Here is a 26,138-nt window from a genome sequence, read left to right as displayed (position 1 = left end):
TAGTGGAGTTTCATGGAAGATACAGTAAAAATAACGGCTGAAGAGTTGAAGGGTTACATAGAGAGAATCGAAAAACTTGAACAAGAAAAGAGGGATGTGCAAGATCACATTCGTGATGTATATGCAAAAGCCGCAGATGAAGGTTGGGATATAAAAGTGATGAAACAAATTATTAGGCTGAGGAAGATGGATGATGATGACAGAGAGGAACAAGAAATATTGCTTGATACCTATAAACGTGCATTGGGAATGAGCTACGAAGAAGAGTTAAGTGAATAGCAGAATTGTAATTGGAATAAGTGGAGCATCTGGTTCTATTTACGGTGTGCGTATTTTAGAAGCGTTGAAAGACGTCGATTATGAAACTCATTTAGTGATAAGTCGTGCTGGGAAAATAACTTTAGCTCACGAGATTAAAGAAAAACTTGAAGATATTACATCGCTTGCAGATTTTTACTATTCTGAAGAAAAGATTGGAGAAAAAATAGCAAGCGGCTCATTTAAAACCTCAGGGATGATTGTAGCACCATGCTCTATGAAGACAATGTCTGAAATCGCATCAGGTGTTACTTCCAATCTATTGACAAGGACTGCAGATGTAACGCTAAAAGAAAGAAGAAAGTTAGTTCTTATGGTGCGAGAGTCACCACTGCATCTTGGGCATTTACAAAATATGTTAAAATTAACGGAGATGGGAGCAATTATTGCTCCACCAGTGCCTGCTTTTTATATTAAACCGAAATCGTTGGATGATATTATTAATCATTCTGTTGGCAAAGTATTGGATTTATTTGATATCAAATTACCCGACTTTAAGGAGTGGCAAGGAAGTGACAATTATTATTGATGGTAAAAAAATAGCAAACGACCTATGTGAGAGGCTATCACAAAAAATTGATATTTTAAAGAGAGAGTATAACATTTTTCCTTGCCTGAAAGTAATTCTCGTGGGCAGCAATCCAGCAAGTCAGGTTTATGTTTGCAACAAACAGAAAAAAGCAGAATCAATAGGCATAAGTTCTGAGACCATTGTTTTGCCTGATAATATTTCAGAAGATGAATTAATTGAAAAAATCAATGAATTAAATGAAGATCCATCTGTGCATGGCATTTTAGTGCAATTGCCTTTACCAAATCATATTAGTGCAAGCAGAGTAATTAACACAGTAAGTGTTGAAAAAGATGTAGATGGCTTTCATGATGAAAACGTTGGCAAATTAGTTAAAGGTGAAAAAAACTGCCTTATACCTTGCACTCCTAAAGGTTCTTTGCATTTAATTAAGTCAATTGAAGAGAACCTTTCCGGTAAAAACGCAGTGGTAATTGGTAGGTCAAATATCGTGGGCAAGCCAATGTTTTACCTGCTATTGCAAGAAAACTGCACTGTCACCATCTTGCATTCACAAAGCAAGGATTTAGCTGAATATTGCTCTAAAGCGGATATAGTAGTTGCAGCAGTCGGAAAGCCAAATTTTGTTCAAGCAGACTGGATAAAGAAAGGTGCAATAGTGATCGATGTTGGCATAAATAGCGTTAACGTAGGAAAGCTTGTAGGTGATGTTGACTTTGAGGGAATAAAAGGGAAAGCCAAAGCTATGACCCCAGTACCCGGGGGCGTTGGCCCAATGACCATTGCATTTCTAATGATGAACACTGTTATTGCTGCTTGCTTGCAAAAGGGAGTTGATGCTTCTGATTTCATTAGTTGAGGTATGAAGAGGAAAGCTATATGAAGATAGAATGTACCATATCACAATTAATAAAAAATTGAGATTTTTGAAATTCCTCAGTAGTCAAATTTATTAAATATTTAGGATCATCATCTATTCTTTTTTCTCTACAAGTATAGCTAAAGTGGCTTAGGTTTACCTACAATTTGAAAAACAACAAATTCGTCATTCCGCTACTCGTTAGCGGAATCTATGCTGAGATACCGCGGCGGTATGACGTAGGGAAACCTTTCTTGGGTTAGCTATAGTTAGTGGAATTGCAAAGTTTCTAGGCATAAAAAGCTTTGAACCTAATATATGAGCCAAACTTGATTTTCCAACCGTAGATACACCTGTAATAAAAATAATAGTCTTCATTTTGTGAATTTACTTGCTATATGAACTATCGGAGAAATTTTTTTATAGTTTATAGTATCTGACCTTACCCAGAAAAAGTGGAGAGAAAGTTTGGAATGTTTTTCACAAAGAGAATGATGAATCAAAATGCTCAGGAATGCAATAGTTAATAGTGACGTTGTTTGTTATAAAAAATTTCTATATATTCAAATATAGCAGTTTTGATATGCTGTTTAGAGTGCCGAGAGGTGTCTATTGGTAACTCCCTTTTTAGAGAACTGAAGAAGCTTTCCACAACAGAATTGTCGTAACAACAGCCTTTATTACTCATCTATATTCTTTACAGCTAAGAGATATTGATACCCTTGCGCAGTATATTGTGAACCTTGGTCACTGTGCAGCAGTAGATTTTTAACAGGTTTACGCCTATTAATGGCCATTAATAAAGAGTTCATAACCAATTGTTTATTTATTGAACTGCTCATTAACTACCATGCGTGAATATAGAGCGATTATTGTTGCCAAATATAGCCATCCTTCTTTGGTTTTTATATAAGTAATCCCATACTTTATTTGGTTGATCGACAATAAAGTTTTGGTCTAATATATTGGGAGCTACTGTCCGTTTGTTGTTTCTTAATTTTAAATTTTCTTCTCAGTATAGCCTGAATACCATTTTTCTGCATAATACTTTGCACCGTTTTCAAATTGCAACTTTTACCCAAAGCCTTCAATTCAGCATGAATTTTAGGAGCTCCATATCTACATTTAGAAACTTGATATATTTTTTGAATAGCTTCGAGTAGCTCTTTATTTGCTGATTCTCTACTGCTTATTTTTCTTGTGGTCCACTTATAGTAGCCACTAGCAGAAAATCCTACATAATTCCTGTACTTTATAGCAGTTACTATATAAAAAAATATTTTACTCTTTTTGACTGGCCAGGGCTTTTTTTTAAATGTCTCTTTCCCTTGTTACTCTTGCTTTGTAAATCAAACCTCTCTTTGTCGTAAGGAGCCATGTTACCTCTACCTGGAAATGCATCTGCTGCCGACTTTTTTCGTTGTGTTTCTTTATCCATTTTCCTAATAAACCACCCTTTATTCCTAAATCCTTTGCTGTTTTTGTAATTGTTTGACCTGCCTTTCTTTGTTCATTTGCCAGTTTAACAGCTTCCAATTTGAATTCTGCCGTATATTCTCTTACCATTTCTAATCCTCCAAAATTTTATTTTACCCAAAAAAACTCTTTTCTTTCTCTCCACTTTTTCTGGGTAAGGTCACTCTATTTATAGTACAGATGAAGAGAATTGGATTTATATACCAGTGCCGAAAATAGTTGACAAAGATTGTGTATACTTATTACAATTGTTTGGGTACCAGAAGTTTTTACGGCAACAAAGTATGCACTAACTAAGTAAGGAAGACTTTAAGCAGGCAATAAAAAAAATGAAGGAACGTTTAAAAGAGATTAAAGGAGAGAAGAAAAAGGTAAAAGGGAATACGGCAGAAAATGAATCTTATTACAAATAGCATAAAGGGCTTTTATTCTAGTGTTAAATCGGACCTAGATTGGCAAGCCAAACGTAGTCTTATTAGGACATTAGTAAAAGAAGTCAACATTGATCTTGATAAAGTAGATGTAGTATTTAAGATCAAAGAACTTGAAAACCCCGCCCAGAATGGACAAAATCAAAAGATGGTACATTGTCTAAGGGGTCTGGGCACTGGGATGACATCTTTTTTCTTGGTACAAATTACTCTTATGTCTCAATATTTGTACAGTTGTGTTATCGGCCGTTTGATGTTTACAACGCAGGAAGTTCATACGGTTGTAAGTCAAGCGGTAGGATGACAAGATTTTGCAAGGGTATTTTTTTTATAGGAGATTAATATGGAAATTTTTCTTGATAGCGTTGATTTAAATGAAATTAAAGAACTAAAGGAGTTCATTGACGGCATAACAACTAATCCTTCTTTAATAGCAAAGTCCGGGCGTAAAGATAAATACGAGGATTTAGTGCGTGAAATATGCTCTATTATAAAAGGGCCTGTTAGTGTTGAAGTTGTTGCAGATAGCCATGAAGAGATGATCACAGAAGGTCTGAATTTAGCAAAAATTGCTGATAATGTTGTGATCAAATTACCTCTTATACATGAAGGATTAATTTCTTGTAAAAAGTTATGGACAGAGCATAAAATACCTGTTAACATCACATTATGTTTTTCTCCTGGACAAGCACTGCTTGCCGCTAAGGTCGGTGCTTGTTTTATTTCCCCCTTTGTTGGTCGCCTTGATGATATAAGCTATGATGGCTTATCGCTAATAGAAGATATATGTACTATATATTCTAATTACGGTTTTGATACTAAAGTTCTTGTTGCATCAGTGAGAAGCCCAGCGCATGTAATAGAAGCTGCAAGGCTTGGTGCTGATTCAATTACTGTGCCAGCAAAAGTACTTAGACAATTAATTAATCACCCACTTACTGACCAAGGGCTAGCAATATTTGAAAAAGACTGGGGTGTAAAATAATAAACGGTTACAAATGAACATAAAAATTGGCGTATCCGTTCAGGCAATGGCGTCAACTTAAGAGCCTTCATTAGCAAACTCTCCTAAAGACATGATGGCGTTTGCTACCTTATTGCGGCTGCCCTGGTCGAATTTTAACTTTATAGCTAACCCAAGAAAGGTTTCCCTACATCATACCGCCGAGGCGCTAACGAGTAGCGGAATGACGAATTTGTTGTTTTTCAAATTGTAGGTAAACCTAAAGCTATAGAAAAAAAGAAGAACCAGTTTCTTAGGTTTTTATTGACATAATCCACTTCATATGCCATAATAAAATTTTATATCTTGGAGAAAAAAATGCAGGGGTTAGGTCAAATACTAATAGCAGTCAATTGTAGCCAAAACCTGAACAAGGATAATATAACCGATAAAATAAAAGCTGAAATAGAGGCTAAGTCCAATGAAAGAAATTTAGGAACTATAGAAAAATTTCTTAAACGGTGGGAAAAAAATAATTTTGATCTAAAGAAATTTCCATGTGGTGATTTACTACAATTCGCAGCTAAATTTAATTGTGCAAAATTAGCAGAGCATTTGGTGGCAAATGGTTTTGATATTAATGACGGCTTTCCTTTGCATTGTGCTGCTCAGCACGGACATACACAAGTAGCGGAAATCTTACTTGCAGAAAAAGCAGACGTTAGCATGCAGGACCGAAAGGGATTCACTCCCTTAGATTATGCTGTTCACCTTGGGAATAAGATAGAAATGGTAAGGCTTCTGTTAAGGGCAGGAGCTACTAATGTACAAAATGGATGTGGATTTACTCCTTTGCATCATACTGCTGAGTGTGGATATGTACAAATGGTGGAAATCCTACTAAAAGAAGGAAGGACAGATGTTAATGCGCAAGATAAAAAAGGAAGAACTCCTTTGCATTATGCTGCCAGACATGGGCACACACAAGTAGTAGAAGTTTTGCTAGAAAAAGGAGCAGATGTTAATCTACAAGGCAAAGATGGAAAAACTCCTTTGCATTATACTGCTGAGAACGGGTATACACAAATAGCAGAGGCTCTATTAAAAGGAGGGGCAGGTGTTGATGTACAAGATAAAGACGGAAGGACTCCTTTATATTATGCTGTTTATTACACTCATGGTGAATATCCAAGACTAAATTATCAACATCCAAAAGTAGCAAAACTTCTACTAAATTATGGTGCAGATCCATCATTTATTCATAGACCTAAAGCTATAACAGCAGGAATTACTGTTGGTGTTATATCTGCTGTTGTAGTTCCACTAGTATAGCTCTTTCGATAAAAGTCCGGATGTGATAGGATAAGGATAGATGATGATAAGGAGGTTGAATGCCAGCAGCATATAGTTATGATTTAAGAAAAAAAGCAATGGAAGCGCTAGACGAAGGAGAAAGCAGAGAAACAGTGGCAGCAAGATTTAAGATTGGACGAACTACTTTATGGGAGTGGCAGCAAAGAAGAAAAGAAACAGGAGACTTTCAATCAAAAAAACTTGGAAATGGGGGTTACAATCACAAAATTACCGACTGGGATACCTTTGCCAAATTTGCCAGAGAACACGGAGGAAAGACTCTATCGGAAATGGCTAAACTTTGGAACAACGTTAGTATCCAAACGATCTATCGAGCCCTTAAAAAAATTGGATTTACGCGCAAAAAAAGACATATGGATACAAGGAAAGAAACGAAGAAAAACGTGCTGAATTTTTGAAAATTATAGCGACAAAAGAACCTAAAAACTTAGTGTATATAGATGAGTCTGGCATTGATAACACCGAAGACTACCCCTACGGATATTGCCAGAAAGGACGGCGGTTTTATGCCTTAAAATCTGGAAAGAAAACTCAACGAATCAGTATGGTTGCAGCCTTAAGTGGAAGAAAGATAGTTGTTCCGTTAACCTTTGAAGGCCACTGTAATATGGATGTTTTTAATGGATGGTTTGAGCAATTTTTGACACCGATCTTGGAACCTGGACAGACTGTCATTCTTGACAATGCTACTTTTCATAAGTCTGATAAGATTATCGAGCTTGCTAAAGGGGTTGGTGCAGAAATTTTGTATCTGCCGCCTTATTCTCCAGATTTCAACAAAATTGAGCATCATTGGTTTGCTATAAAAAACAGAGCCAGGAAAAACATTCCTCTATTCGAATCCTTTCTTCGTGCTGTTGATTCTGCCTTCCTATGACCTGTTTGGACTATTATGAGAAATGCTATATTTAGTGAAACTTGCATTATCTCATACTTTATTATTACACGGTGATGCAAAAAAGGCGATTTTTTACCTGGAGCAGATTTTGAATGTAGAACCAAATAACGCTTTTGTCTGGAAATATTTAAGCATTGCATATAAATGTGACGCTGATACGGCAATGCATTATTTTGCTTTGACAAAAAAGGCTTGTATTGAAGGTAATTCAAAGCAATTTATGAAGTACGCTGAGTTAGCTGTTAAAACTCTACCAAAGAATAGCCCTTACTTGTTGCAAATTGAAGATATGAAGCAATTTAATGGGTAACAAAAAAGCATTTCTGCACTTTTTGGGTTATTTTTGTCCACACTTTTCCAACATAGTTTTTGCTTCATCGCTTACGTTGGGCATAATTTTCGTTATGATAGTTTTAGCGCCAAAAAATACAGCACAAAACACGCCTAGAGCAAAAAGAGCAGGCCAAGGCATCCTGCCAAATATTGCAAGCAAAGCTGCACCAATTATTACTACCGTCATAAGTGGACCACCTATTCCCCAAACATAGCCAATAATATTGCATATTACTTTAGTTGTGTCATCCATATCAGGGTCAGCTGCATAACCTGAGAAAGAGGAAAGCAATACTACACAAAAAACACCAAAAAATCCTATTATAGAGCTCATTTTTTGCCTCTAAATAATAAACTAACGCAAACCTAAACCTACACCTATTTTTATTTTAAAGTAAAAGTTATAATTTGTCCATACATAAGTGTTGCTACATAAATAACCCACCATTAATGTTAAGCACATGCCCTGTTATATATTTTGCTTCATCACTTGCTAAAAACAAGACCCCTGCTGCTATTTCTTCCCCTGTTCCCATTCTTTTCATTGGAATATTATCTAATATTTTTCCCTTTTGTACTTCATTTAAAACTTCAGTCATTTTAGTATCTATAAACCCAGGAGCAATACAATTTACTGTTATATTACGACTTGCAACTTCTTTTGCTATAGATTTGCTCATAGCTATTATTCCAGCTTTAGACGCTGCATAATTTGCTTGCCCGGCGTTTCCTGTTAGCCCTATTATTGAGGAAATATTTATAATTCTTCCCCAATTATTCTTAATTAGTTTCCTGCATGCTTCTCTACTCAGCTTAAATGTAGAGCTCAAGTTAATATCAATTACTTTTTGCCATGCTTCATCTGTCATTCTCAATAATAAACTGTCTTGCGTAATGCCCGCGTTGCATACAAGCCCGTCAAAGCCTTCCATCAACTCACTTGCTCTATTTATTAGTTGATTTACTTCCTCAGCATTTGATAAATCACAAGGGAGTACATGCATGTTTTTTTCATATTGTTTAGCAACTCCTTCGAGCACTTCTTTTTTTGTGCCAGAAATACATAAAGTTGCTCCGGCTTCGTGCATAATTTTTACAATTGCTTGCCCTATTCCGCCTGATGCGCCAGTGATTAGGAACTTTCTGCTTTCCAATCCGAACATAATAACTTTATATTATCTTAATTCCTAACAGAATATTGACTGGTTGGCAATAGATTTCTTACATAATATAAGTAACTCAGATATTCACAAAATAAAGAAAAAGTTATAATAAAGTTAAACGTCAAAAAATTTTAAAAACATAGTTGATGCAGGAATTGTTACTAAATAGTTTATTCTGGTGCTCTACAGTCTAAATGGAATGCTTAAATTATAGATTCTTTGTTTTTGTGTGTTATCTTGAGTTAACACAAATTCACAGTAGTATTATGATAAGTAAGTTAAAAAAGCTTAGCGCTGGATTTTCTTTGACAGGCTTGATTGGCCATAGTGATAATATAAATATGCAAGGAGCAAAAAATAAAAAGAAGAAGTACCCAAAATTTTTGGATAAGACGTTTGCATTGATTGATGCAGTGATAAATTTTATTTTAAAACGTGAAAGTAATAACGTAAATGAAGTCCTGAAAGTAACATGGGGACCACTATTTTTTGGTCTGGTAGTAATACTCATCTTTTTTGGGATAGGTGGTATTTGGTCGGCTATAGCTCCAATTGACGGTGCGGTGCATGCAAGTGGAGAAGTTATTGTATCTTCAAATAGAAAAATAGTTCAACACTTGGGCGGAGGAATAATAAGCAAAATTTTAGTAAAAGAGGGTCAAGCAGTTAAAAAAGATGAGCCTCTAGTTTTGTTGAGTGATGTTAACGAGAAGGCGAATTTAAGTATCATCAAAGAGAAGCTCTTATCATTTTTAGCAACAGAAGCAAGGCTTCTTGCAATCAGAGTAGATTTGGACACGCTCGAGTTTCCTGATGAGGTTAAAAAATTATCTCACGATGAACTTGTAAATAAAGCGATAAAGAATCAAGTAAAGTTGTTCAACTCTCAGAGAAAGAGCATATTGGGAAAAACAGACATACTGCAACAACGTATAAAGCAGTTAAATGATGAATTAGCGGGGCTAAACTTTCAACTAAATGCAGCTCATAAGCAATATGACTTGATAACTGAGGAGTTGGAAACAAAAAGACAATTACTTGATAGTGGCCATATAAGCAAACTACACATTTTAGCTTTAGAAAAACAGTTTGCTGAAATTGAAGGCAGAGTTGGACATTACCGTTCTGCAATATCTCAAGTGCAGCAAAAAATTGGAGAGAATGAATTAGAAATTATAAACGTAAAAAATGATTCTCAAGAAAGAGCAAACGCTGAACTTAAGGAAGTTAGTACGTCTATTGCAGACTTGAAAGAGAGGCTGATGGTTGCTGAAGATTCATTAGCACGTACAATAATAAAATCGCCTCAAGATGGGATAGTGACAGATATAAGATACCATACTGAAGGTGGTGTTATACAATCTGGAGTTCCGATCATGAGCGTAGTGCCATCGGATGATGACCTAATAATAGATGCTAAAATTCAGACCAGAAACATAGAAGAGATACTGTCAGCACAAAAGAAAGATAGCAATATAGTCTCTATTGATGGGCTAGAAGGGCTAAAGGTTAAAGTTCGTTTAAGTGCTTACAGTGCACGTCGTTTAAGTTTAATTAATGGTATAGTAAGCAATATTTCTCCCGATGCCCTTGATGATCCAAGGCTAGGGCGTTATTATTCAGTACGTGTAGTGATACCAAAACCAGAGCTTGCTCAGTTTAAAAACGTATACCTATACCCTGGTATGCCAGCAGAAGTGTACATAGTTACTCAATCTCGTACTCTTTTATCATTCTTGTTTACGCCTATAATTGCAACAGTCGATAGGTCTTTTATAGAAAGGTAGCTCACTCGTTAAAGTAGTAGTGAAAGTGCCGTAATAAAATTTAGGTACATAATTAGACAATAGGCTTTTTGACCTTACCCAGAAAAAGTGGAGAGAAAGAAAGGAGTTTTTTCGGGTAAAATAAAATTTTGGAGGATTAGAAATGGCAAGAGAATATACGGCAGAATTTAAATTGGAAGCTGTTAAGCTGGCAAATGAACAAAGAAAGGTAGGTCAACCAGTTGCAAAAGTAGCAAGAGATCTAGGAATAAGGGATAGTGTATTAGGAAAATGGATGAAGAAATATAACGAAAAAAAGTCAGCGGCAAATGCATTTCCAGATGTAGCACCTTATGACAAAGAGAGATTTGATTTACAGAAAGAGTTAGCAAAAGTAACAAGAGAAAGAGACATTTTAAAAAAAGCCCTGGCCAGTCAAAAAGAGTAAAATATTTTTTCATAAAAGAGCATAGTAAACACTATAAAGTGCAGGAATTATGTAGGGTTTTCTGCTAGTGGCTACTATAAGTGGACTACAAGGAAAATAAGCAGTAGAGAATCAGCAAATAAAGAGTTATTAGCAGATATTCAAAAAATATATCAAGCTTCTAAATGTAGATATGGAGCTCCTAAAATTCATGCTGAATTAAAGGCTTTGGGTAAAAGTTGCAACTTAAAAACAGTGCAAAGTATTATGCAGAAAAATGGTATTCAGGCTATATTGAGAAGAAAATTTAAAATTAAGAAACAACAAACGGACAGTAGCTCCCAATATATTAGACCAAAACTTTATTGTCGATCAACCAAATAAAGTATGGGATTACTTATATAAAAACCAAAGAAGGATGGCTATATTTGGCAACAATAATCGATCTATATTCACGCATGGTAGTTAATGAGCAGTTCAATAAATAAACAATTGGTTATGGACTCTTTATTAATGGCCGTTAACAAGCGTAAACCTGCCAAAGATCTACTATTACATAGTGATCAAGGTTCACAATATACTTCGCAAGGTTATCAATATCTCTTAGCTGTAAAGAATATAGATGAGTAATAAAGGCTGTTGTTACGACAATTCTGTTGCAGAAAGCTTCTTTAGCTCATTGAAAAGAGAAATACTTATTGATACTTCACAACACTCTGCTCAACAAACTAGAACTGCAATATTTGAATATATAGAAATTTTTTATAACAAACAACGTCACTATTAACTATTGCATTCCTGAGCATTTTGATTCATCATTCTCTTTGTGAAAAACATTCCAAACTTTCTCTCCACTTTTTCTGGGTAAGGTCAATACCTTTAAGCCCAACACCAAGCTCGAGAAAGTAGAAAGTGTGGAGCAGCCTATTCAGTCTTCTTTGAATCTAACATGAAAGGTTATGCTCAAAAAACTATAAGCGTCCAAGTAATTTTTTAAATAAGATAACTCCTTTAGAATATCTCTTAAGCTATTAACTTAACATCACCATAGGATTTAAAACATTCCCCAAAAAATGTTAAAGCTATTTTAGTAAAATACTCAAAACTTGACCCTAAGCAACTTTGAGTTCATGCTCCTGGTACTCTTGCTTTACCTTCCTGCATAATCGCTTTTGGAGGAAATATATTACTGGATGAAGAGTTATCTAAGTGAGGAAAGTCACCTCTCCCCACTCGACTTCGAAACCGGACTTGTGACGTTCACCACATCCGGCTTCTCTCTAACTTGGTGTTTGTCATACACACTCCTATGTAAATAATCATGGCAATGCCCGTGCAATAAAGACAAATTTCCTATGGTATTATTGTTCCTATTTTTGTCTTGATGATGCACTTCAATTATGTCCTCTGACCTAAAATATAGCTGACAATAATTACATTTACCCTGTTGCATCTTCAGTAATTTTATCACTCTTAGTGACTTATCTGGTACTCTACGACTGCTCCAATATATCCAGTCTCCATCATATGGAGATTTTGCTCCTCTCACTTTGATATGCCGCTTAATAGCATGGTCTCCATGTTTGATAAGATATTTTCCATTACTTGTCATAAACCTCCAATTATCATTCTTATACCTTTTAAAGTATTTCCTCTTTATCCAGTATTTGCCTTTATTTGTATGTTTACGTACTGCCCATTTCCATAGTTTTCTAAACATAACGCTATCTAGTAACTCGAAGACTTTCCTTGAAATCACTGAAGTATAATATTGACACCATCCTCTAATAAGTGGATTTAGGTTTTTTATAATAGCTTCTTGTGGTGCTCCACACATTTCTTTAAGTTTGTACTTAGCGGTTAATGTATATCGTTTTATAGAGTTGCGGCTCGGTTTTATTAGTAACTTGTATGTTTTCTTACCTTGTTTTACTGTATGCTGTCGTATTGTAAATCCAAGAAAATCAAAGCCTGGTTTTTTTTCCTTTAGAGGATTCAATGAATGAGAAATTTTTGTCTTTGATGACTTTAATTCTAATCCAATGGTTTTTAACCATTCCTTAATTAAAATCTCTGCCTTAAGCACAATTTGCTTACTTTCATGAAATACCACAAAGTCATCGGCATAAGTAATTATGCTGAGTGATCTTTTTGCCTTTTCTCTACATGATCTACCAAGTTTTTCTTTTCTATAGCTTCTTATCTGATCTGCCATTGTTTCTTTTAAATAGCTTTCTAAACCATTTAGAGCGATACAGGCGAGCAATGGAGAAATTGTTCCTCCTTGGATAGTACCACTTTCAGTTGGTTTATATATTCTATTTTCCATAACACCTGCTTTCAACCATCCTCTTAATATTTTCTTTAACGTTGGTGTGGTATTGAGCTTTTCAAGTAGTTTATTATGGTTAATATTGTCAAAGCACCCAGATATATCAGCATCTAAGATGAATGCTGTCTTTCGACTCAACGCTTGAAATATTGCTTCAATGGCGTCATGACATGATCTACCAGGTCTAAAACCATAAGTGTTTGGCTCAAATTTTGCCTCCCACTCAGGTTCTAAAGCCATTTTTACAAGTGTTTGTTTTGCTCGACACGATATAGTGGGTATCCCCAATGGGCGTTTCTCATTCTTTCCAGGTTTTGAAATCCAAATGCGTCTTGATGGCTTTGCTTTCTCCCTTATATCTAAGGAGTTTGCCAATTGCAATCTTTCTTTTTGACTAAGGTTAGCTTTTCCATCAATACCTGCAGTTTTTTTCCCTCTGTTGTCCTGAGTTACCCTTCTAACTGCTATCGTTCTTGCACTTGTTGATTTGAGTAATAATCTCTGAAGATTGTGCATCTTTTTGATATCATTACATTGTGAAGCTCGGTAAATTCGTTTTTGTAGCTTAAACGAAAATTTCTCTAGCTTGCGCCAAGGAATTTCATTCCATTCATACCTAACATTTTGTTGGCTCATAACATATTCACTACTATTTACAACTTTACCTTCCAAATTACAGTGTCCACGTCTGCATATCCTAGACATTACCCTAGGCATTAGCTTCTTAAACAATCCCTCCACACAGAGACTTGCGGTTGGCTACCTGCTTGTTACTCTTATAAAGATTAACAAGAGCTTCCATGTGGTTACTCCGTTCCATGAAACCATTTCGTGTTGGATTTAGGTTCTTACTTTTTGCCGAGAGATCGGAAACATCTTGATTAAACGTGAGCATTTTAATCATCCATTCTCTGTACCTTTTGGTTTATGCGTATCAACCTTTTTTTTCGCATATTTGCAATGACGACAATTCAAACATAAGTTTCTTTCGTAACCATATCTAACTCTTCTCGAGAGGATTTATTATAAGGTTTAATATTACTCCCTTTTAGTTCATGCTTGCACCCTAGAAAATTGCCAATTTCCTAAAATGTGAACTATGATTTCAACCAGATGTTATGGTGGATGGAATTTAACCATCATGATTTCATGACATCGGATCGCACACTCTCACTTGCACCTGATTTGCATCTTGGTACAATATGATATTTAGCTTACCAGCGCTTGTAGGAAATTCTAACATGACGGAGCTGCCATCTGACATATCAGTATAGTTTCTTATACCTCCCTTCTCACTTTTAACCTCAACTGCATCATTACCAATTTTTAAAATATTACTTCCTAACTCTCTGTTTGCTTCCAGTATTTTGGCAACTTCTACTTTACTGTTCTCAGAAAATTCCACAAAAAACGTCCTATTATCTATTTCTAGATCTATTAAAGCTCCTTCCTGAGCAGCACTTTCACCAGCTTTCTCTAGTTCTTCTAGTCTCTCATCTATCTGTGGCTGAACTTCTGGTTGTAGCTCATTATAGATTTCACCTATCAGTTTATTCTGCAATAAAGTATCATGAAACTCTGCACCGCTTAGCATTAATTTTCGTATTAGCTTTTTACGATCACTTTTTTCTAATTTGTGAAAATGTGTACCCAATACTACATACTCAGCAAAGCTCCATTCTCCATCATTACATGCATTTAGCCTTGCTCCGGAAGTTAGTACTTTGTCTATAACTTTGTGTAATTCATTTACGTTCTTTGCCTCTACCACTGCACTCTTAAACCAGCTCAACTTTTCTGCATTTGGCTTTATTTTTTGTAAAGCTGAAGCAAACGGATTTAGATAATCTGCTTGATCGTTTACAGGTTTTGTGCCATAAATATAGTCAAATCCTTTCCCATAGTTGATTTGGTTTTCGCGAACTTCTCTACCAGGGAAAGGTACTACTTTTTTATCTACAAGCTTTTTAGCCTTATTAATTTTGCTTACAAAAGTAGGCTGCTGGCTAGTACGACCAATTCCTACAATAGCATTTGATATTTCACCCTTCGATAATCTATCAATATCAATGTTTAACTCGTAGATACTTCCCTCTTTATCACTAAAAGGTACAATTATTTTATTAACCATATTAGCCTCCGCTATTAAATATACGTTCTAAGTGTATAGTTGTTATACACTCTATTACTCATTATAAATTATAGTGAGTAGATTTACAAATACTTTCTGCTATAACAATCCGTTTTCTCGAAAACTGAAATAGCCCCCACTTGTGATAATAATATGATCAAATAATCTAACGCTTACAGTACTACATGCTGCTGCTAAGCTCTTCGTTACTTCTTGATCTTCTTCTGATGGTTCTAAGCGTCCCCCAGGATGGTTGTGTGACATTATTACTAATGTTGCATTCTTTATTAATGCTTTTCTTATAATTTCCTTTATGTATACTGGTGCTTTTTCCATTTCACCAATATAGGATTCTTCTCCAATTAGTTGACGCCTTTTATTCAAGTACAGTATTTTTACACATTCCCTCTCTGCATGACCTATACTTACGTTTAAGTACTCTACTAGCCCTTGTAAGTCCATTATTGGCTCACTCTTAAGCTTTTCTTTCAGTACCCTTTCTAGTGTTTCCTTAACACACATAATCATTGCTACTGCAGAATCAGTCACTCCTTCTATAACTTTCAGATCATCCATTTCTCGGCCTAAAATCCTTCCTACTCCCGTATAAGTATTCACCAGATTTTTAGCAATTTCTTGAGCTTGCGGCCTTTCATGTACTGCACTTAGAAATGTTTCCATTATTTCACGATCAAGTAGTGCTTTGCCTTTGCTTTCTAATATTCTGAATTCGATTTCTTCTTTACTTTTATTCATATAATTTACCCTTCACTAACAACAAACTTTTTTTAAATATTTACTGCTGTTTTTTTATCAGCATTGGCATAGAGCCATAGCTTCCGAGTGAAGTCAAATCAATTTTTCAATCTTTTTTACTTATTTTTTCATCAAAAAGTAAAGATATTAATATATGCTGATTTTTTTTATTTAAATTTGTTGAATTTCGTTTAAAGAGATGCCTACTGTTTTTAAAATAATATTGATAGAAATTCCTTCCTTAACCAAATTCTTTGCAATTTTCATCTTTTCTACTTTCTTCACTTTCTCTTTGCAAATTTGTATGCTTTCAAACAGAGATTTTATTAGTACATGACGTAGTTCTTGGCTTTTGATCTTTTTGTATTCTTCTATTAACCTTGATAGCTCTGCTTCACTATTCTCATTTTCTCTTGTTTCTGGAAGTAGGTCTGTAATACTAATTGATAGTACCTTTGCTATTTCATCTAACATTTCAAGTGAAACAGCAGCTCGTCCTTGTTCATATTCATATATTCTTTGATTTATTATGCCCACTTTACTTGCTAAATCTTCTTGAGTATATTCTCGTCTTAATCTCCATTCTTTTATTCTTTGACCTACTTTATACGGAATAGAAATTTTTTTCTCATCATTATCATATTCATCAATAGATAAACTGGTCGTTTGAGAGATAACATGAGCAGAAACTCCTTCCTTAACCAAACCATTTGCTACTTCTATTTTTACCGCTTTTCCACTTCTTTCCTCACTAATACGGATGAATTTAGTTAATAAATAAAACGTTTCACGTAATTCTTGGTCCTTAATCTCTTTATGTCTTCTTACTAGATTTAGTACCTCCTCTCCCTCATACCCTTTCTCATTTGATACTTCTTGTCCGCAAGCTAGATCTCTAGCAGTTGTTGATAATGTTTCTGCTAACTCATATAATTTCTTAATTGAAATTCTGCGTGTTCCTTTTTCATATTGTAGTATTACCTGATATGTTGTTCCGATTCTTTTTGCTAAATCTTTTTGAGTATATCCTCGCTTTAACCTCCAGCTCCTTACTTTTTCTGCTATCTGATACCTTATTGAGATATTTGCCATAAATATTATATAGGTTAATACTACCAAATAAAGATATACAAAAACTTCTATGTTTGCATTTTAGTTGAATATTTCTTCAGAATTGTGTATAATTATTAATGCTTTTTAGGTTAATTCGTCATGGCTCTTTCGAAGTTTCTCGATCCAAAAAATGATATATCGTTCAAGCGCATCTTTGGCACTGAAAAAAATAAGGACATTCTTATTCACTTCCTTAATGATATCCTTGGCTTCACTGGCAAAAGTACAATAAAGGATATAGAGTTCTTAAGTACTATTCAAGACCCTGATATTGCTTCTAAAAAACAAAGCATTGTTGATGTTCTTTGTAGGGATGAAAATGGGCTGCAAGTCATAGTCGAAATGCAGGTCGCTAAAACTAAGGGCTTTGAAAAACGTGCTCAATACTACGCTGCTAAAGCCTATTCAAGACAGGCTGACAAAGGCGATCAATATCATGACCTTAAGGAAATTATCTTTATTGCTATAGCAGACTGTATTTTATTTCCTGATAAGTCTGAGTACAAATCAAAGCACACTATTCGCGATGAAGATACTAATGAGCATGATCTAAAAGATTTTTACTTTATATTTATTGAGTTGCCTAAATTTCCAAAAACCAAAGAAGATCAGCTTTCAAGTATTGTTGAAAAATGGGTCTACTTCTTTAGATATGCAGATGAAACTAGTGAACAAGAGCTAGAGAGAATAATAGGAAGTGATCTAATAATTAAAAGAGCATATGAAGAACTAAATAGGTTCAACTGGTCAGAAAAAGAATTTATTGCATATGAACAAGAGATCAAGCGTATTCGTGATGAACAGGCTGTCCTTGCTCAAAAACTCGATGATGCTAAACATGAAGGTAGACAAGAAGGTAGACAAGAAGGCATCCTAATCGGCCATGAAAAAGGTAAAATTGAAGGTAAAATTGAAGTTGCAAAAAACTCACTCAAGGCCGGTGTCTCTATAGATGTTATAGCTCAAATTACCGGTCTCTCTCATTCTGAAATTTTGCAACTTAAGAAAAAAACATAATATCCCTACTTATTCACTTTAACATTTATGAAAACCTTCTCTAAGTTAGACATATCCCCTAATTAAAAATCTAGTGAACTGTCTAAAATGGCTATAAAGATTGCACATAGAATTATATAAATTACTATCATAACGTTACCCAAACTTCTATATCAAAGCTACTTTAGTATTGGGACCATCAAACTTGCTACTGATTTCCCTCATTATTTTGGCTACCTTTACTTTAAATTCTATTATAAGCTTTTCACTATTTGGCATATTATATCTTCCATATTCTCACCTACTTACTCAAAGTATTTCCAAGCTTGGTTACTCCTACATCAGAAAGACAAGTTGATACTTTTGAATGGCTTTGAATAGAAGCATTACTTAAATAACTTTGAGGCTCTAAACTCATTTGCTTTGCACCATAAACTTCTAATGTATAGCTCTTTCGATAAAAGTCCGGATGTGATAGGATAAGGATAGATGATGATAAGGAGGTTGAATGCCAGCAGCATATAGTTATGATTTAAGAAAAAAAGCAATGGAAGCGCTAGACGAAGGAGAAAGCAGAGAAACAGTGGCAGCAAGATTTAAGATTGGACGAACTACTTTATGGGAGTGGCAGCAAAGAAGAAAAGAAACAGGAGACTTTCAATCAAAAAAACTTGGAAATGGGGGTTACAATCACAAAATTACCGACTGGGATACCTTTGCCAAATTTGCCAGAGAACACGGAGGAAAGACTCTATCGGAAATGGCTAAACTTTGGAACAACGTTAGTATCCAAACGATCTATCGAGCCCTTAAAAAAATTGGATTTACGCGCAAAAAAAGACATATGGATACAAGGAAAGAAACGAAGAAAAACGTGCTGAATTTTTGAAAATTATAGCGACAAAAGAACCTAAAAACTTAGTGTATATAGATGAGTCTGGCATTGATAACACCGAAGACTACCCCTACGGATATTGCCAGAAAGGACAGCGGTTTTATGCCTTAAAATCTGGAAAGAAAACTCAACGAATCAGTATGGTTGCAGCCTTAAGTGGAAGAAAGATAGTTGTTCCGTTAACCTTTGAAGGCCACTGTAATATGGATGTTTTTAATGGATGGTTTGAGCAATTTTTGACACCGATCTTGGAACCTGGACAGACTGTCATTCTTGACAATGCTACTTTTCATAAGTCTGATAAGATTATCGAGCTTGCTAAAGGGGTTGGTGCAGAAATTTTGTATCTGCCGCCTTATTCTCCAGATTTCAACAAAATTGAGCATCATTGGTTTGCTATAAAAAACAGAGCCAGGAAAAACATTCCTCTATTCGAATCCTTTCTTCGTGCTGTTGATTCTGCCTTCCTATGACCTGTTTGGACTATTATGAGAAATGCTATACCATCTTTGTTGTGTAATATCTGCTCTATTGATTGATTTAGCAGACCCTTATTAAATTGAGCTATAAACTTTTCAAATTTCTTCGGACTTAATTTACCAGCTTCTTCACCAGGACATGCTTTCTCTACATACGATTTTAAAATCCCTGAAATTTCATTAAATTTACCACTCATGACTTTTCTAGTAATCTCTTTCTGCATTCCCATATAATCAATATTTAATCGATGCATTGATACACCACTTTTTAATCCAGCTTGCTCTACTACTTTCTCAAATCCCTTTGTAATATTGAGTGCATACCCCTGTGCCTCTAGTGGAGATATAGGCTGATCTACTGTAGAAATATACTTTTGACCAGTGACCTTTCTAATCAGCACGTCAAGTAACATTATTGAACCCTTTACATCCATTTTTGCATCTACTTGTGATATTGGACTTGAAGTGCTTGATGTTTCCTCAGATAATGTAGGTTTAGAATTTAATAATCCACCTACAGAGCTTTTTACCCAACTAAACAAATTATTTATCCATGAAGATGGTCTTGTGCCACTGCTTGCTGTTATCTCAGGTTGACCACTTGAATCTATAGTAAGAAGATTACGTGATAAGTGACTGCGATGACGATTGTGATCACCATGGTGATGACGACGTTTACGTTGTGCAGGTTTTTCTTTTTTTTCATTAAGTTTTTCTAAGAACTGCACAATATCATTACGTTCTTCATTTTCACTAAGTCCTCTGAATTTTTCTTTAGCAATATCTAGAGGTGCTCTACCGTCAGCAGTTAAAGCATTGACATCAGCACCTTTTTCAACAAGATATTTAACTACATTTAACGAATCCAATTGAACAGCCCAATGAAGAGGTGTCCAACCTTCATTATCTTTGACCTTAATATCAGCATTGTTATCTAAAAGAAGTTCAATTATATTAAAATTGTTCTTTTGAATGGCCCAGAACACGGGAGTCCAATCCTGCCTACCCTGAACATTAACGTTAGCACCTTGTCTGATACTGTCTCTAACTTTCTCAAGATCTCCTTTTTCCGTAGAAATTAATAATTCTTTGTCTAGATCCAATTGTTTTTGTTTCAAAACTTCTACTACATCTTCGTAACCCTTTCGAATAGCTAGGTCTAAAGATGTCTTGCCGTACATGTCTGTAGCCTTTAAATTAGCACCCCTGTCAAGAAGTAGATTTACTACATTCAACCTGTTTGCGTCAACAGCAATATGCAAAGGTTTCCTATTGTATGCATCTTGAGCCTCAATATTAGCACCTTTATCAAGAAAAAATTGAACCATATTTGAATTACCTTCTTGAGCTGCAAAGTGCAAGGGTGTTCCTTGATATGTGATCTCATTATTAAACTTGGCACCCTGAGCTATAAGGAACTTGACCATATCCCATTTACTTCCCTGAGCGGCATAGACTATAGGTGTCCAACCATTATTACTATCTTGAGTATCTAAACTAGCGCCTCGAACTACAAAATCCTTAACTTCATTAAGATTAACACCTTGTACTGCAGTTAACAACTGCCTATCTAGACCTAATTGTGTTTGTTGTAAGTATTCTGCAACATTATTATGTCCTTTATCTCTAGCAATATCTAGCGGTGTTTTACCATTCCTATCTTTAGCATTGATATTGGCTCCCTTACCTACAAGGTATTCTGTTATATCCAGATGGCCATTCCAAGAAGCCCAGTGCAGAGGCATCCAGCCGTCTTTGTCAACCTCATTAACACTTACTCCTTTATTAAGAAGAAGTTCTATAATATTTTTATTATCGTGCTCAGCAGCAATGTGGATAGGCTCTCTGCCATAAACGTTTTGAGCATTAATATTAGCCCCTTTGTCAACGAGAAACTTAGCAACTTCTAAGCATCCTTTCCACCATGCTGTATAATGTAGCGGTGTCCAACCATAGTTACTGTTATCATCAACGCTTACTCCTTTACCGAGAAGGAACTCTATAATATCTTTGTAATTTTTTTCAGCAGCAATGTGTATAGGTTTCTTACCAAAAATGCCCACATCTATAGCATTAACATTAGCACTCTGATCAACAAATTTTTTGACTTCAGAGAGATCTCCATTTTCTGTAGCAGTCAATAATTTTTTGTCTAATTCTGTTTGTTTTAAAAATCCCACTATGTCTGTATAATTCCCTTGAATAGCCAAGTCTAAAGGTGTTTTTCCATCGCTAGTTTTAGCTTCAATATTAGCCCCTCGACTTGAAAGTACTTTAACTATATCAAGCCTGTCTTTGAAAACTGCATAATGTAAAGGTGTCCAGTCATTTTTCGTTTTAGCTTCAATATTAACACCTTTCTTAAGAAGAAACTCAATTATTTTAGGTGTAGTATTATTATGCTGAATAGCCACATGCAAAGGCGTTAAACCATCATTAGTTTTAGCTTCAAGGCTAGCCCCTTTATCTACAAGAAGCTCAATTATTTTCAATTGACCATAAGCATTTGCTATATGTAAAGGTGTTTCCCCAATGTTAGTTCTAGCCTCAATATCAGCATTTCGATTTAAAATTGCCCCAGATATATCAAGCTTATTATCATTGTCAGCAGTACAGTGCAAAGGCGCCCAACTACGTTTATCTCTAATATTAACATCTGCACCCATACTGAGAAGATTCTCAACTTCACTAAGATTATTTCGTCTCACAGCATCAAACAGTTGCTCTGTCGATAGAATTGCTTTTTCTTTATTAAATCCCACTATAACATCTTCTGAGTTACAAATAGAAGCTATACACTTTGAGTTAGAAACTATTGCATCATTAAAAGCAAACATCATTTCTCTTGCTGGTTGGTAAGCATTCCAGTTTTCTACTTTTACAAGAGTGTTATTTTTATGTGATAGCAATAAGTTATCATTAATAACTTTCATATCGAAATCTAATATAGATTTATCTTTCAAATCAACTAAACCGATATCATTCTTATTAATAGGCTGATTATGATAAATCTGTAACCCTTGCTCATCTGGTTTATAATACCTGAAAGAACTAAAGTCATCAGCTCTTTCTCCAAATTCTTCTGGTTCGATAATTCTGTCGTTCAGTCCTATAGATAAATCCCAATTTTTGTAAACAGAAGAATAATAATTTGATATCGATAATGCTCCTCTATCTGATAATAATAGCAAATCATTATTTAGCTTCAAAAAAAGTACTTTATCTGAGTCAAATGTGAAACAATTATGATGATTTAAAAGGTCAGTACCATTAACACTAAATCTTCCATCTATTCTCAAACTATGAGAGCAATAATCTCGCTCTAATTCTCCATTCTGAAGTTTGTAATATTCTTCCCCATTAAATGTAACTGTAACATCTTTATAATCTGGTAGCAGGGTGACATTTAGGCCATTTTTGTTAATCTTTATTTCTCCTTCATTATCTTCTATAAATGGCATATCATTTAATGTACTATTTAGTAGGCTAAAATCTAATATACCATTTGCTTGAGCAATCATAATATTAGCGTTTCTGTTATCGAAAAGATAAAGATGGCTTATATTACTTGGAGCTTTCCAGTAAAAATTATGGTGCTCCTCATCAGGGTAAAAAATATGATTACCGAAACTACCTGTAACACCATGATAATTAGTGTTTAATAATTGCTTTGTAATATTAAAGTTTGAATTGTCCATTTTTTGCAGATTATCCAACTTATTATCTAATTTTGTTATGTGCACATTTGTTACTCTATCAGTATTAATGTCTACTTTTGTTGGTGTTACAAATAAACCATCTGCTGTTTTTACCGATGTTTGTTTACCTACACTTATAAAAGCTCCACTTTTATTGTAGATGTTTGTTATATTATTAGCATGAGTTATATTACCTATATCACTAAGATTTATTGGTAATAATACTAAACCTTTTCCATAAATAGAATCACCAAAATAACCCTTTATTGTAGTAAAGCTCTTTGCCATTATTATATCATTTCCACCTTTACCATCTACATAACCTGCATAAGAAATTTCTATATGATTAGCTTCGTTACTGCCAATGACAGAGTGTATATTCTCTGAATCTTTAAAATCACCTTTTACTACAACTATGTTTTTTTGTCCATTTATTCCTAAGTTACAAGAAAGCCTATCATCCTCTATGTAAAAGAAGTTGTTACCTGATTTCTGTACATCACAGCTCTCCAACGGATTCATAAAATAGTACCTATTTTCCACTTTATCACTTCCTTTTTTACTTGAATCAGCAATAGATACATGAGTTCCCCAAAAAATAAGATTAAGGCTATCTTCTTCACTTATATGTATATCGGTATATAAAGATTTTATGTAATACATATCAGTTTTATACTTGTGAGGACTCTCGTTCTTATACACAACTACGTTTTGGCAGTGAGGTGGATATTCTTGTAAAGACCATTTCTCTTTTACTGTACTTAATACTTTACCTTTATGTGGTGAAGAATCATCGCATAATGCTTCACTTGGTAATTTATGCCAGGTTTCCCTAGATACTTCTTGTTCTTTTATATTATCACCACGTGACCCACAAACAATATTATAGTTTTCAAGAGAGTGAGGAACTATTCTAGAATAGTGATCAGTGTATCCTGTATTAGATGAAGACACAGCAGCAGTAAAGTTAAAATCAAATTCCCTATCAACAACCTTTGTTCTAATGCGGCAAGCATCGAATAAATGTTTCATTTGATTATCTATGTCATCCACTACACCTCTTTTCTTTTGACGAAGCTGATTATTAGTAGCATACTCTATTTTCTTAACTGAAATGGGAGGTAAGGATATAGCTATCCTGGAATAATCATTCTTAAACTTATCTACAATCTTCGATATATATTGTTTATATATCTCTTTTACTTCCATATTATCTTCTATATAATGAGGTACTTTTTTACCCAAGAATAAATCCCAATAAAGATCATGTTTTTCCTGATCTGTAAGGTTCATTTGTTCTTCTAATTTTTCTACCTCAAGCCCTGCTTCTACAAACTGTGATATGACAATAACAGCAACTGAGACAGCAGCACCAACTGGACCAGCAAATTCTCCTACTACTCCAGTTTCTAAACCTGCTACTGACATTGTTTCAGTAATAACCGCAGGTACATCTGCAGCTATAAAGATAGAATTAGTTGCTATGTTTAGATCGGCAATCTTTATGTCTGCAGGATCTGTTGCATTTTGTCTTGCTTTAATCGATTCTGCTAGCCCTAAAAATGCCGCAAAGTTACCTATAGCACGTCCCATAGCTGGAGCAAACCCCTTCAACATCTGAGAATCAAGCTTTGTTCCTAACTCTAATATTTTTCCAGAGATTTTTTCACCAATTTTTGGCATTACCCAGAGATTTAATGCATCGTAGCCTAATCCCTCTATGTCTCCATTTGCTATATGCTTACCAACTAAAAATGCTGTAAAGGCAAGACCTGCACCTTCTGCTACTTTTCCTATTTTTTCTGCTACTCCGGATCTTCTCAGAATATTTTTCACTTCTTCTTTGTTCTCTATATTATCCTTCATTTCTTTCACAATACCCCTAATCTCTGGGTCTATTGAATCCAGATCTATGTCTTTAATCTTTGCTACAAATGCTTCTTCAACATTTTTGTCCATAATTTCACCTTCAGATATCTTCTGAGAAACCTTGAAAAGCTGATCATAAAACTCAATATTCTTTACTCTTTCTGCTACCTTATCAGTATTGAATAACTCTTTGATACGCTGTTCTTTTTCCTCCTCTGTAATCTTTTCTTCATCAAACGAATCTATGCAGGCCATACTTACACTTCTTTCTCTTCTTGGTTTTTTACTTGGTTGATGCTCCGGCAATGAAGATTTTCTTTTAGAACACTGCCCTACAGTAGGTAACATATGAACTGAACTATGAACTACTTCAACAGGAATAAATCCTTCCTCAGCTGTCCTACTTGTTAAAATAAGTCTATTTGGATTATTAGATCCTTTATCGAAAACAACACCGATAAATTTCACCTCATCACCATCTGTAAGTGTTTTATAGGTTCTCTAATTGCATGAAAGTCAATAATAATTTTTTATATCATTGAAAATATTTTTTGATGTAAAATTCAACTCTAATACAATTTTTCATTCAAGACTTCTGTGATTAGGCTGTGTAGTGTTATTGCTTGCATGAGTTTCCTTCTATAAGAAATAAAAACTTAAATACCTAAAACTGTCTGCAGTAAGGCCATTTGATCAACACCGTTAATTTTACGAATCATATTCTCAGCATCGATTTCAATAAGCTCATAACCAGATATGGTGAGTTTATAATAGTGAGCTGCAACTGTGCATTTAAGGGTTGCTTTCTCAGCAGGTTTCCAGCTACCAAAATCAAATTCTCTGAATATTCCCCTGAGATTGATTACTACAGCTTCAATATCGTTACTACCACTCCCTTGCATTCCACCTCTGAGTGTCAAAGCTACTGAATTCCCATCTATCAAACCGAAAAGCCTAAATAGCTCTGAATCATACTCTGCAAAAGTAAAATCAGCTTCAAGCTTTTCCATGCCCATATCAATGCTAATTGGTATGTCCATACCCCCTGCACGGTATTCTTCTGTTTTGATAGTGAGCTTCGGCAGAGTTATTTCATCGATTTTCCCAGCATAACCTCTACCATCAACAAATATGTTAAAGTTCTTTAAAATTTTTGGCAACATCTTTCTATACTCTAAAATATAAAATATTTTTATTAACCATCCCAAATCGGATACCGTTACTTCATCCTATTCAGTCAAAGGCTGACAGTTACAATACTGATATTCTATCTTTAAATTGATACAGCTAATGAATATGTGGATAAATACGTCCACACACACTTAAAGTATTTATCCACATATTCATTA

The 26,138-nt window shown here is 34.8% G+C and carries 17 protein-coding genes and 4 pseudogenes; 12 read left to right on the top strand and 9 right to left on the bottom strand.

Features of this window, described 5'->3' with window-relative positions:
* Positions 1-12: 12 nt before the first annotated feature.
* The 3 genes from OOL03_RS03565 to folD are packed head-to-tail and all read left to right on the top strand — an operon-like array spanning position 13 to position 1,709.
* Positions 13-279 carry a DUF2312 domain-containing protein gene (locus OOL03_RS03565; protein WP_010082293.1) on the top strand — a complete coding sequence of 89 codons (267 nt, stop codon included), beginning with the start codon at positions 13-15 and terminating at the stop codon, positions 277-279.
* A complete protein-coding gene (locus OOL03_RS03560) occupies positions 272-847 on the top strand; it encodes a UbiX family flavin prenyltransferase (protein ID WP_038249916.1) in 576 nt (191 codons plus the stop codon). Before OOL03_RS03565 ends, OOL03_RS03560 begins: the two co-directional genes overlap by 8 nt.
* Positions 831-1,709: a bifunctional methylenetetrahydrofolate dehydrogenase/methenyltetrahydrofolate cyclohydrolase FolD gene (gene folD, locus OOL03_RS03555; protein ID WP_264707023.1), complete on the top strand. Its 879-nt coding sequence runs from the start codon at positions 831-833 to the stop codon at positions 1,707-1,709. Before OOL03_RS03560 ends, folD begins: the two co-directional genes overlap by 17 nt.
* A gap of 480 nt (positions 1,710-2,189) precedes the next feature.
* On the opposite strand, the pseudogene OOL03_RS07165 reads toward folD, so the two are convergent.
* A pseudogene (locus OOL03_RS07165) lies at positions 2,190-3,275 on the bottom strand (IS3 family transposase).
* A 303-nt stretch (positions 3,276-3,578) separates the two neighbouring features.
* Here OOL03_RS07165 and OOL03_RS03540 point away from each other — a divergent pair.
* The 5 genes and pseudogenes from OOL03_RS03540 to OOL03_RS03520 form a co-directional block, all read left to right on the top strand.
* On the top strand, positions 3,579-3,920 hold the full coding sequence (locus tag OOL03_RS03540; protein ID WP_065095098.1) for a hypothetical protein: 342 nt from the start codon (positions 3,579-3,581) through the stop codon (positions 3,918-3,920).
* Between the two features lie 39 nt (positions 3,921-3,959).
* Positions 3,960-4,601, top strand: a complete 642-nt coding sequence (gene fsa / locus OOL03_RS03535; protein WP_155968460.1) for a fructose-6-phosphate aldolase — start codon at positions 3,960-3,962, stop codon at positions 4,599-4,601.
* A gap of 336 nt (positions 4,602-4,937) precedes the next feature.
* Positions 4,938-5,891, top strand: coding sequence for an ankyrin repeat domain-containing protein (locus tag OOL03_RS03530; protein WP_264707020.1), 954 nt, complete (start codon positions 4,938-4,940; stop codon positions 5,889-5,891).
* A gap of 59 nt (positions 5,892-5,950) precedes the next feature.
* Positions 5,951-6,810 (top strand): IS630 family transposase gene (locus tag OOL03_RS03525; RefSeq protein WP_264707019.1). Its coding sequence is split into 2 segments (ribosomal slippage): positions 5,951-6,275 and positions 6,275-6,810, totalling 861 coding nucleotides; the frame shifts between segments, so codons are not numbered across the junction.
* Positions 6,811-6,838: 28 nt separating this feature from the next.
* Positions 6,839-7,141, top strand: a pseudogene (locus OOL03_RS03520) (M48 family metalloprotease); the annotation flags it as partial.
* Positions 7,142-7,168: 27 nt separating this feature from the next.
* Here the strand turns inward: OOL03_RS03520 and OOL03_RS03515 are convergent.
* Both OOL03_RS03515 and fabG read right to left on the bottom strand, forming a co-directional pair.
* Complete coding sequence (locus OOL03_RS03515; RefSeq protein WP_264707018.1) at positions 7,169-7,498, bottom strand: TrbC/VirB2 family protein; 330 nt, start codon at positions 7,496-7,498, stop codon at positions 7,169-7,171.
* Between the two features lie 94 nt (positions 7,499-7,592).
* Positions 7,593-8,327, bottom strand: a complete 735-nt coding sequence (gene fabG / locus OOL03_RS03510; protein WP_264707017.1) for a 3-oxoacyl-[acyl-carrier-protein] reductase — start codon at positions 8,325-8,327, stop codon at positions 7,593-7,595.
* 266 nt (positions 8,328-8,593) lie between these two features.
* Here fabG and OOL03_RS03505 point away from each other — a divergent pair, with 266 nt between their 5' ends.
* Together OOL03_RS03505 and OOL03_RS07160 are read left to right on the top strand one after the other, a co-directional pair.
* On the top strand, positions 8,594-10,114 hold the full coding sequence (locus tag OOL03_RS03505) for an HlyD family type I secretion periplasmic adaptor subunit (RefSeq protein ID WP_264707016.1): 1,521 nt from the start codon (positions 8,594-8,596) through the stop codon (positions 10,112-10,114).
* 142 nt (positions 10,115-10,256) lie between these two features.
* A pseudogene (locus tag OOL03_RS07160) lies at positions 10,257-11,350 on the top strand (IS3 family transposase).
* 389 nt (positions 11,351-11,739) lie between these two features.
* Here the strand turns inward: OOL03_RS07160 and ltrA are convergent.
* The 4 genes and pseudogenes from ltrA to wmk all read right to left on the bottom strand — a co-directional run bounded on the left by ltrA (position 11,740) and on the right by wmk (position 16,831).
* Positions 11,740-13,569, bottom strand: coding sequence for a group II intron reverse transcriptase/maturase (gene ltrA / locus OOL03_RS03485; RefSeq protein ID WP_264707652.1), 1,830 nt, complete (start codon positions 13,567-13,569; stop codon positions 11,740-11,742).
* 448 nt (positions 13,570-14,017) lie between these two features.
* Positions 14,018-14,983: pseudogene (locus tag OOL03_RS03480) on the bottom strand (hypothetical protein); the annotation flags it as partial.
* Positions 14,984-15,082: 99 nt separating this feature from the next.
* Positions 15,083-15,739, bottom strand: coding sequence for a JAB domain-containing protein (locus OOL03_RS03475; protein ID WP_264330402.1), 657 nt, complete (start codon positions 15,737-15,739; stop codon positions 15,083-15,085).
* Between the two features lie 171 nt (positions 15,740-15,910).
* Complete coding sequence (wmk, locus tag OOL03_RS03470; RefSeq protein ID WP_264707651.1) at positions 15,911-16,831, bottom strand: WO male-killing family protein Wmk; 921 nt, start codon at positions 16,829-16,831, stop codon at positions 15,911-15,913.
* 120 nt (positions 16,832-16,951) lie between these two features.
* Here wmk and OOL03_RS03465 point away from each other — a divergent pair, with 120 nt between their 5' ends.
* Positions 16,952-17,869, top strand: a complete 918-nt coding sequence (locus OOL03_RS03465) for an Rpn family recombination-promoting nuclease/putative transposase (protein WP_264707650.1) — start codon at positions 16,952-16,954, stop codon at positions 17,867-17,869.
* A 487-nt stretch (positions 17,870-18,356) separates the two neighbouring features.
* A protein-coding gene (locus tag OOL03_RS03460) for an IS630 family transposase (RefSeq protein ID WP_264707034.1) occupies positions 18,357-19,216 on the top strand; the annotation gives its coding sequence in 2 pieces (ribosomal slippage) (positions 18,357-18,681 and positions 18,681-19,216; 861 coding nt in all).
* On the opposite strand, the gene OOL03_RS03455 is transcribed toward OOL03_RS03460, so the two are convergent.
* Positions 19,129-25,257 carry an ankyrin repeat domain-containing protein gene (locus tag OOL03_RS03455; RefSeq protein WP_264707649.1) on the bottom strand — a complete coding sequence of 2,043 codons (6,129 nt, stop codon included), beginning with the start codon at positions 25,255-25,257 and terminating at the stop codon, positions 19,129-19,131. The two genes, OOL03_RS03460 and OOL03_RS03455, sit on opposite strands and share 88 nt — an antisense overlap.
* A gap of 188 nt (positions 25,258-25,445) precedes the next feature.
* Positions 25,446-25,952: a phage major tail tube protein gene (locus tag OOL03_RS03450; RefSeq protein WP_319803723.1), complete on the bottom strand. Its 507-nt coding sequence runs from the start codon at positions 25,950-25,952 to the stop codon at positions 25,446-25,448.
* Positions 25,953-26,138: the final 186 nt, after the last annotated feature.

The organism is Wolbachia endosymbiont (group A) of Acrocera orbiculus (genome assembly GCF_947250015.1).
In the GTDB taxonomy this organism is placed as follows: Bacteria; Pseudomonadota; Alphaproteobacteria; order Rickettsiales; family Anaplasmataceae; genus Wolbachia; species Wolbachia pipientis.
This window is presented reverse-complemented; position numbering and strand designations above follow the sequence as displayed.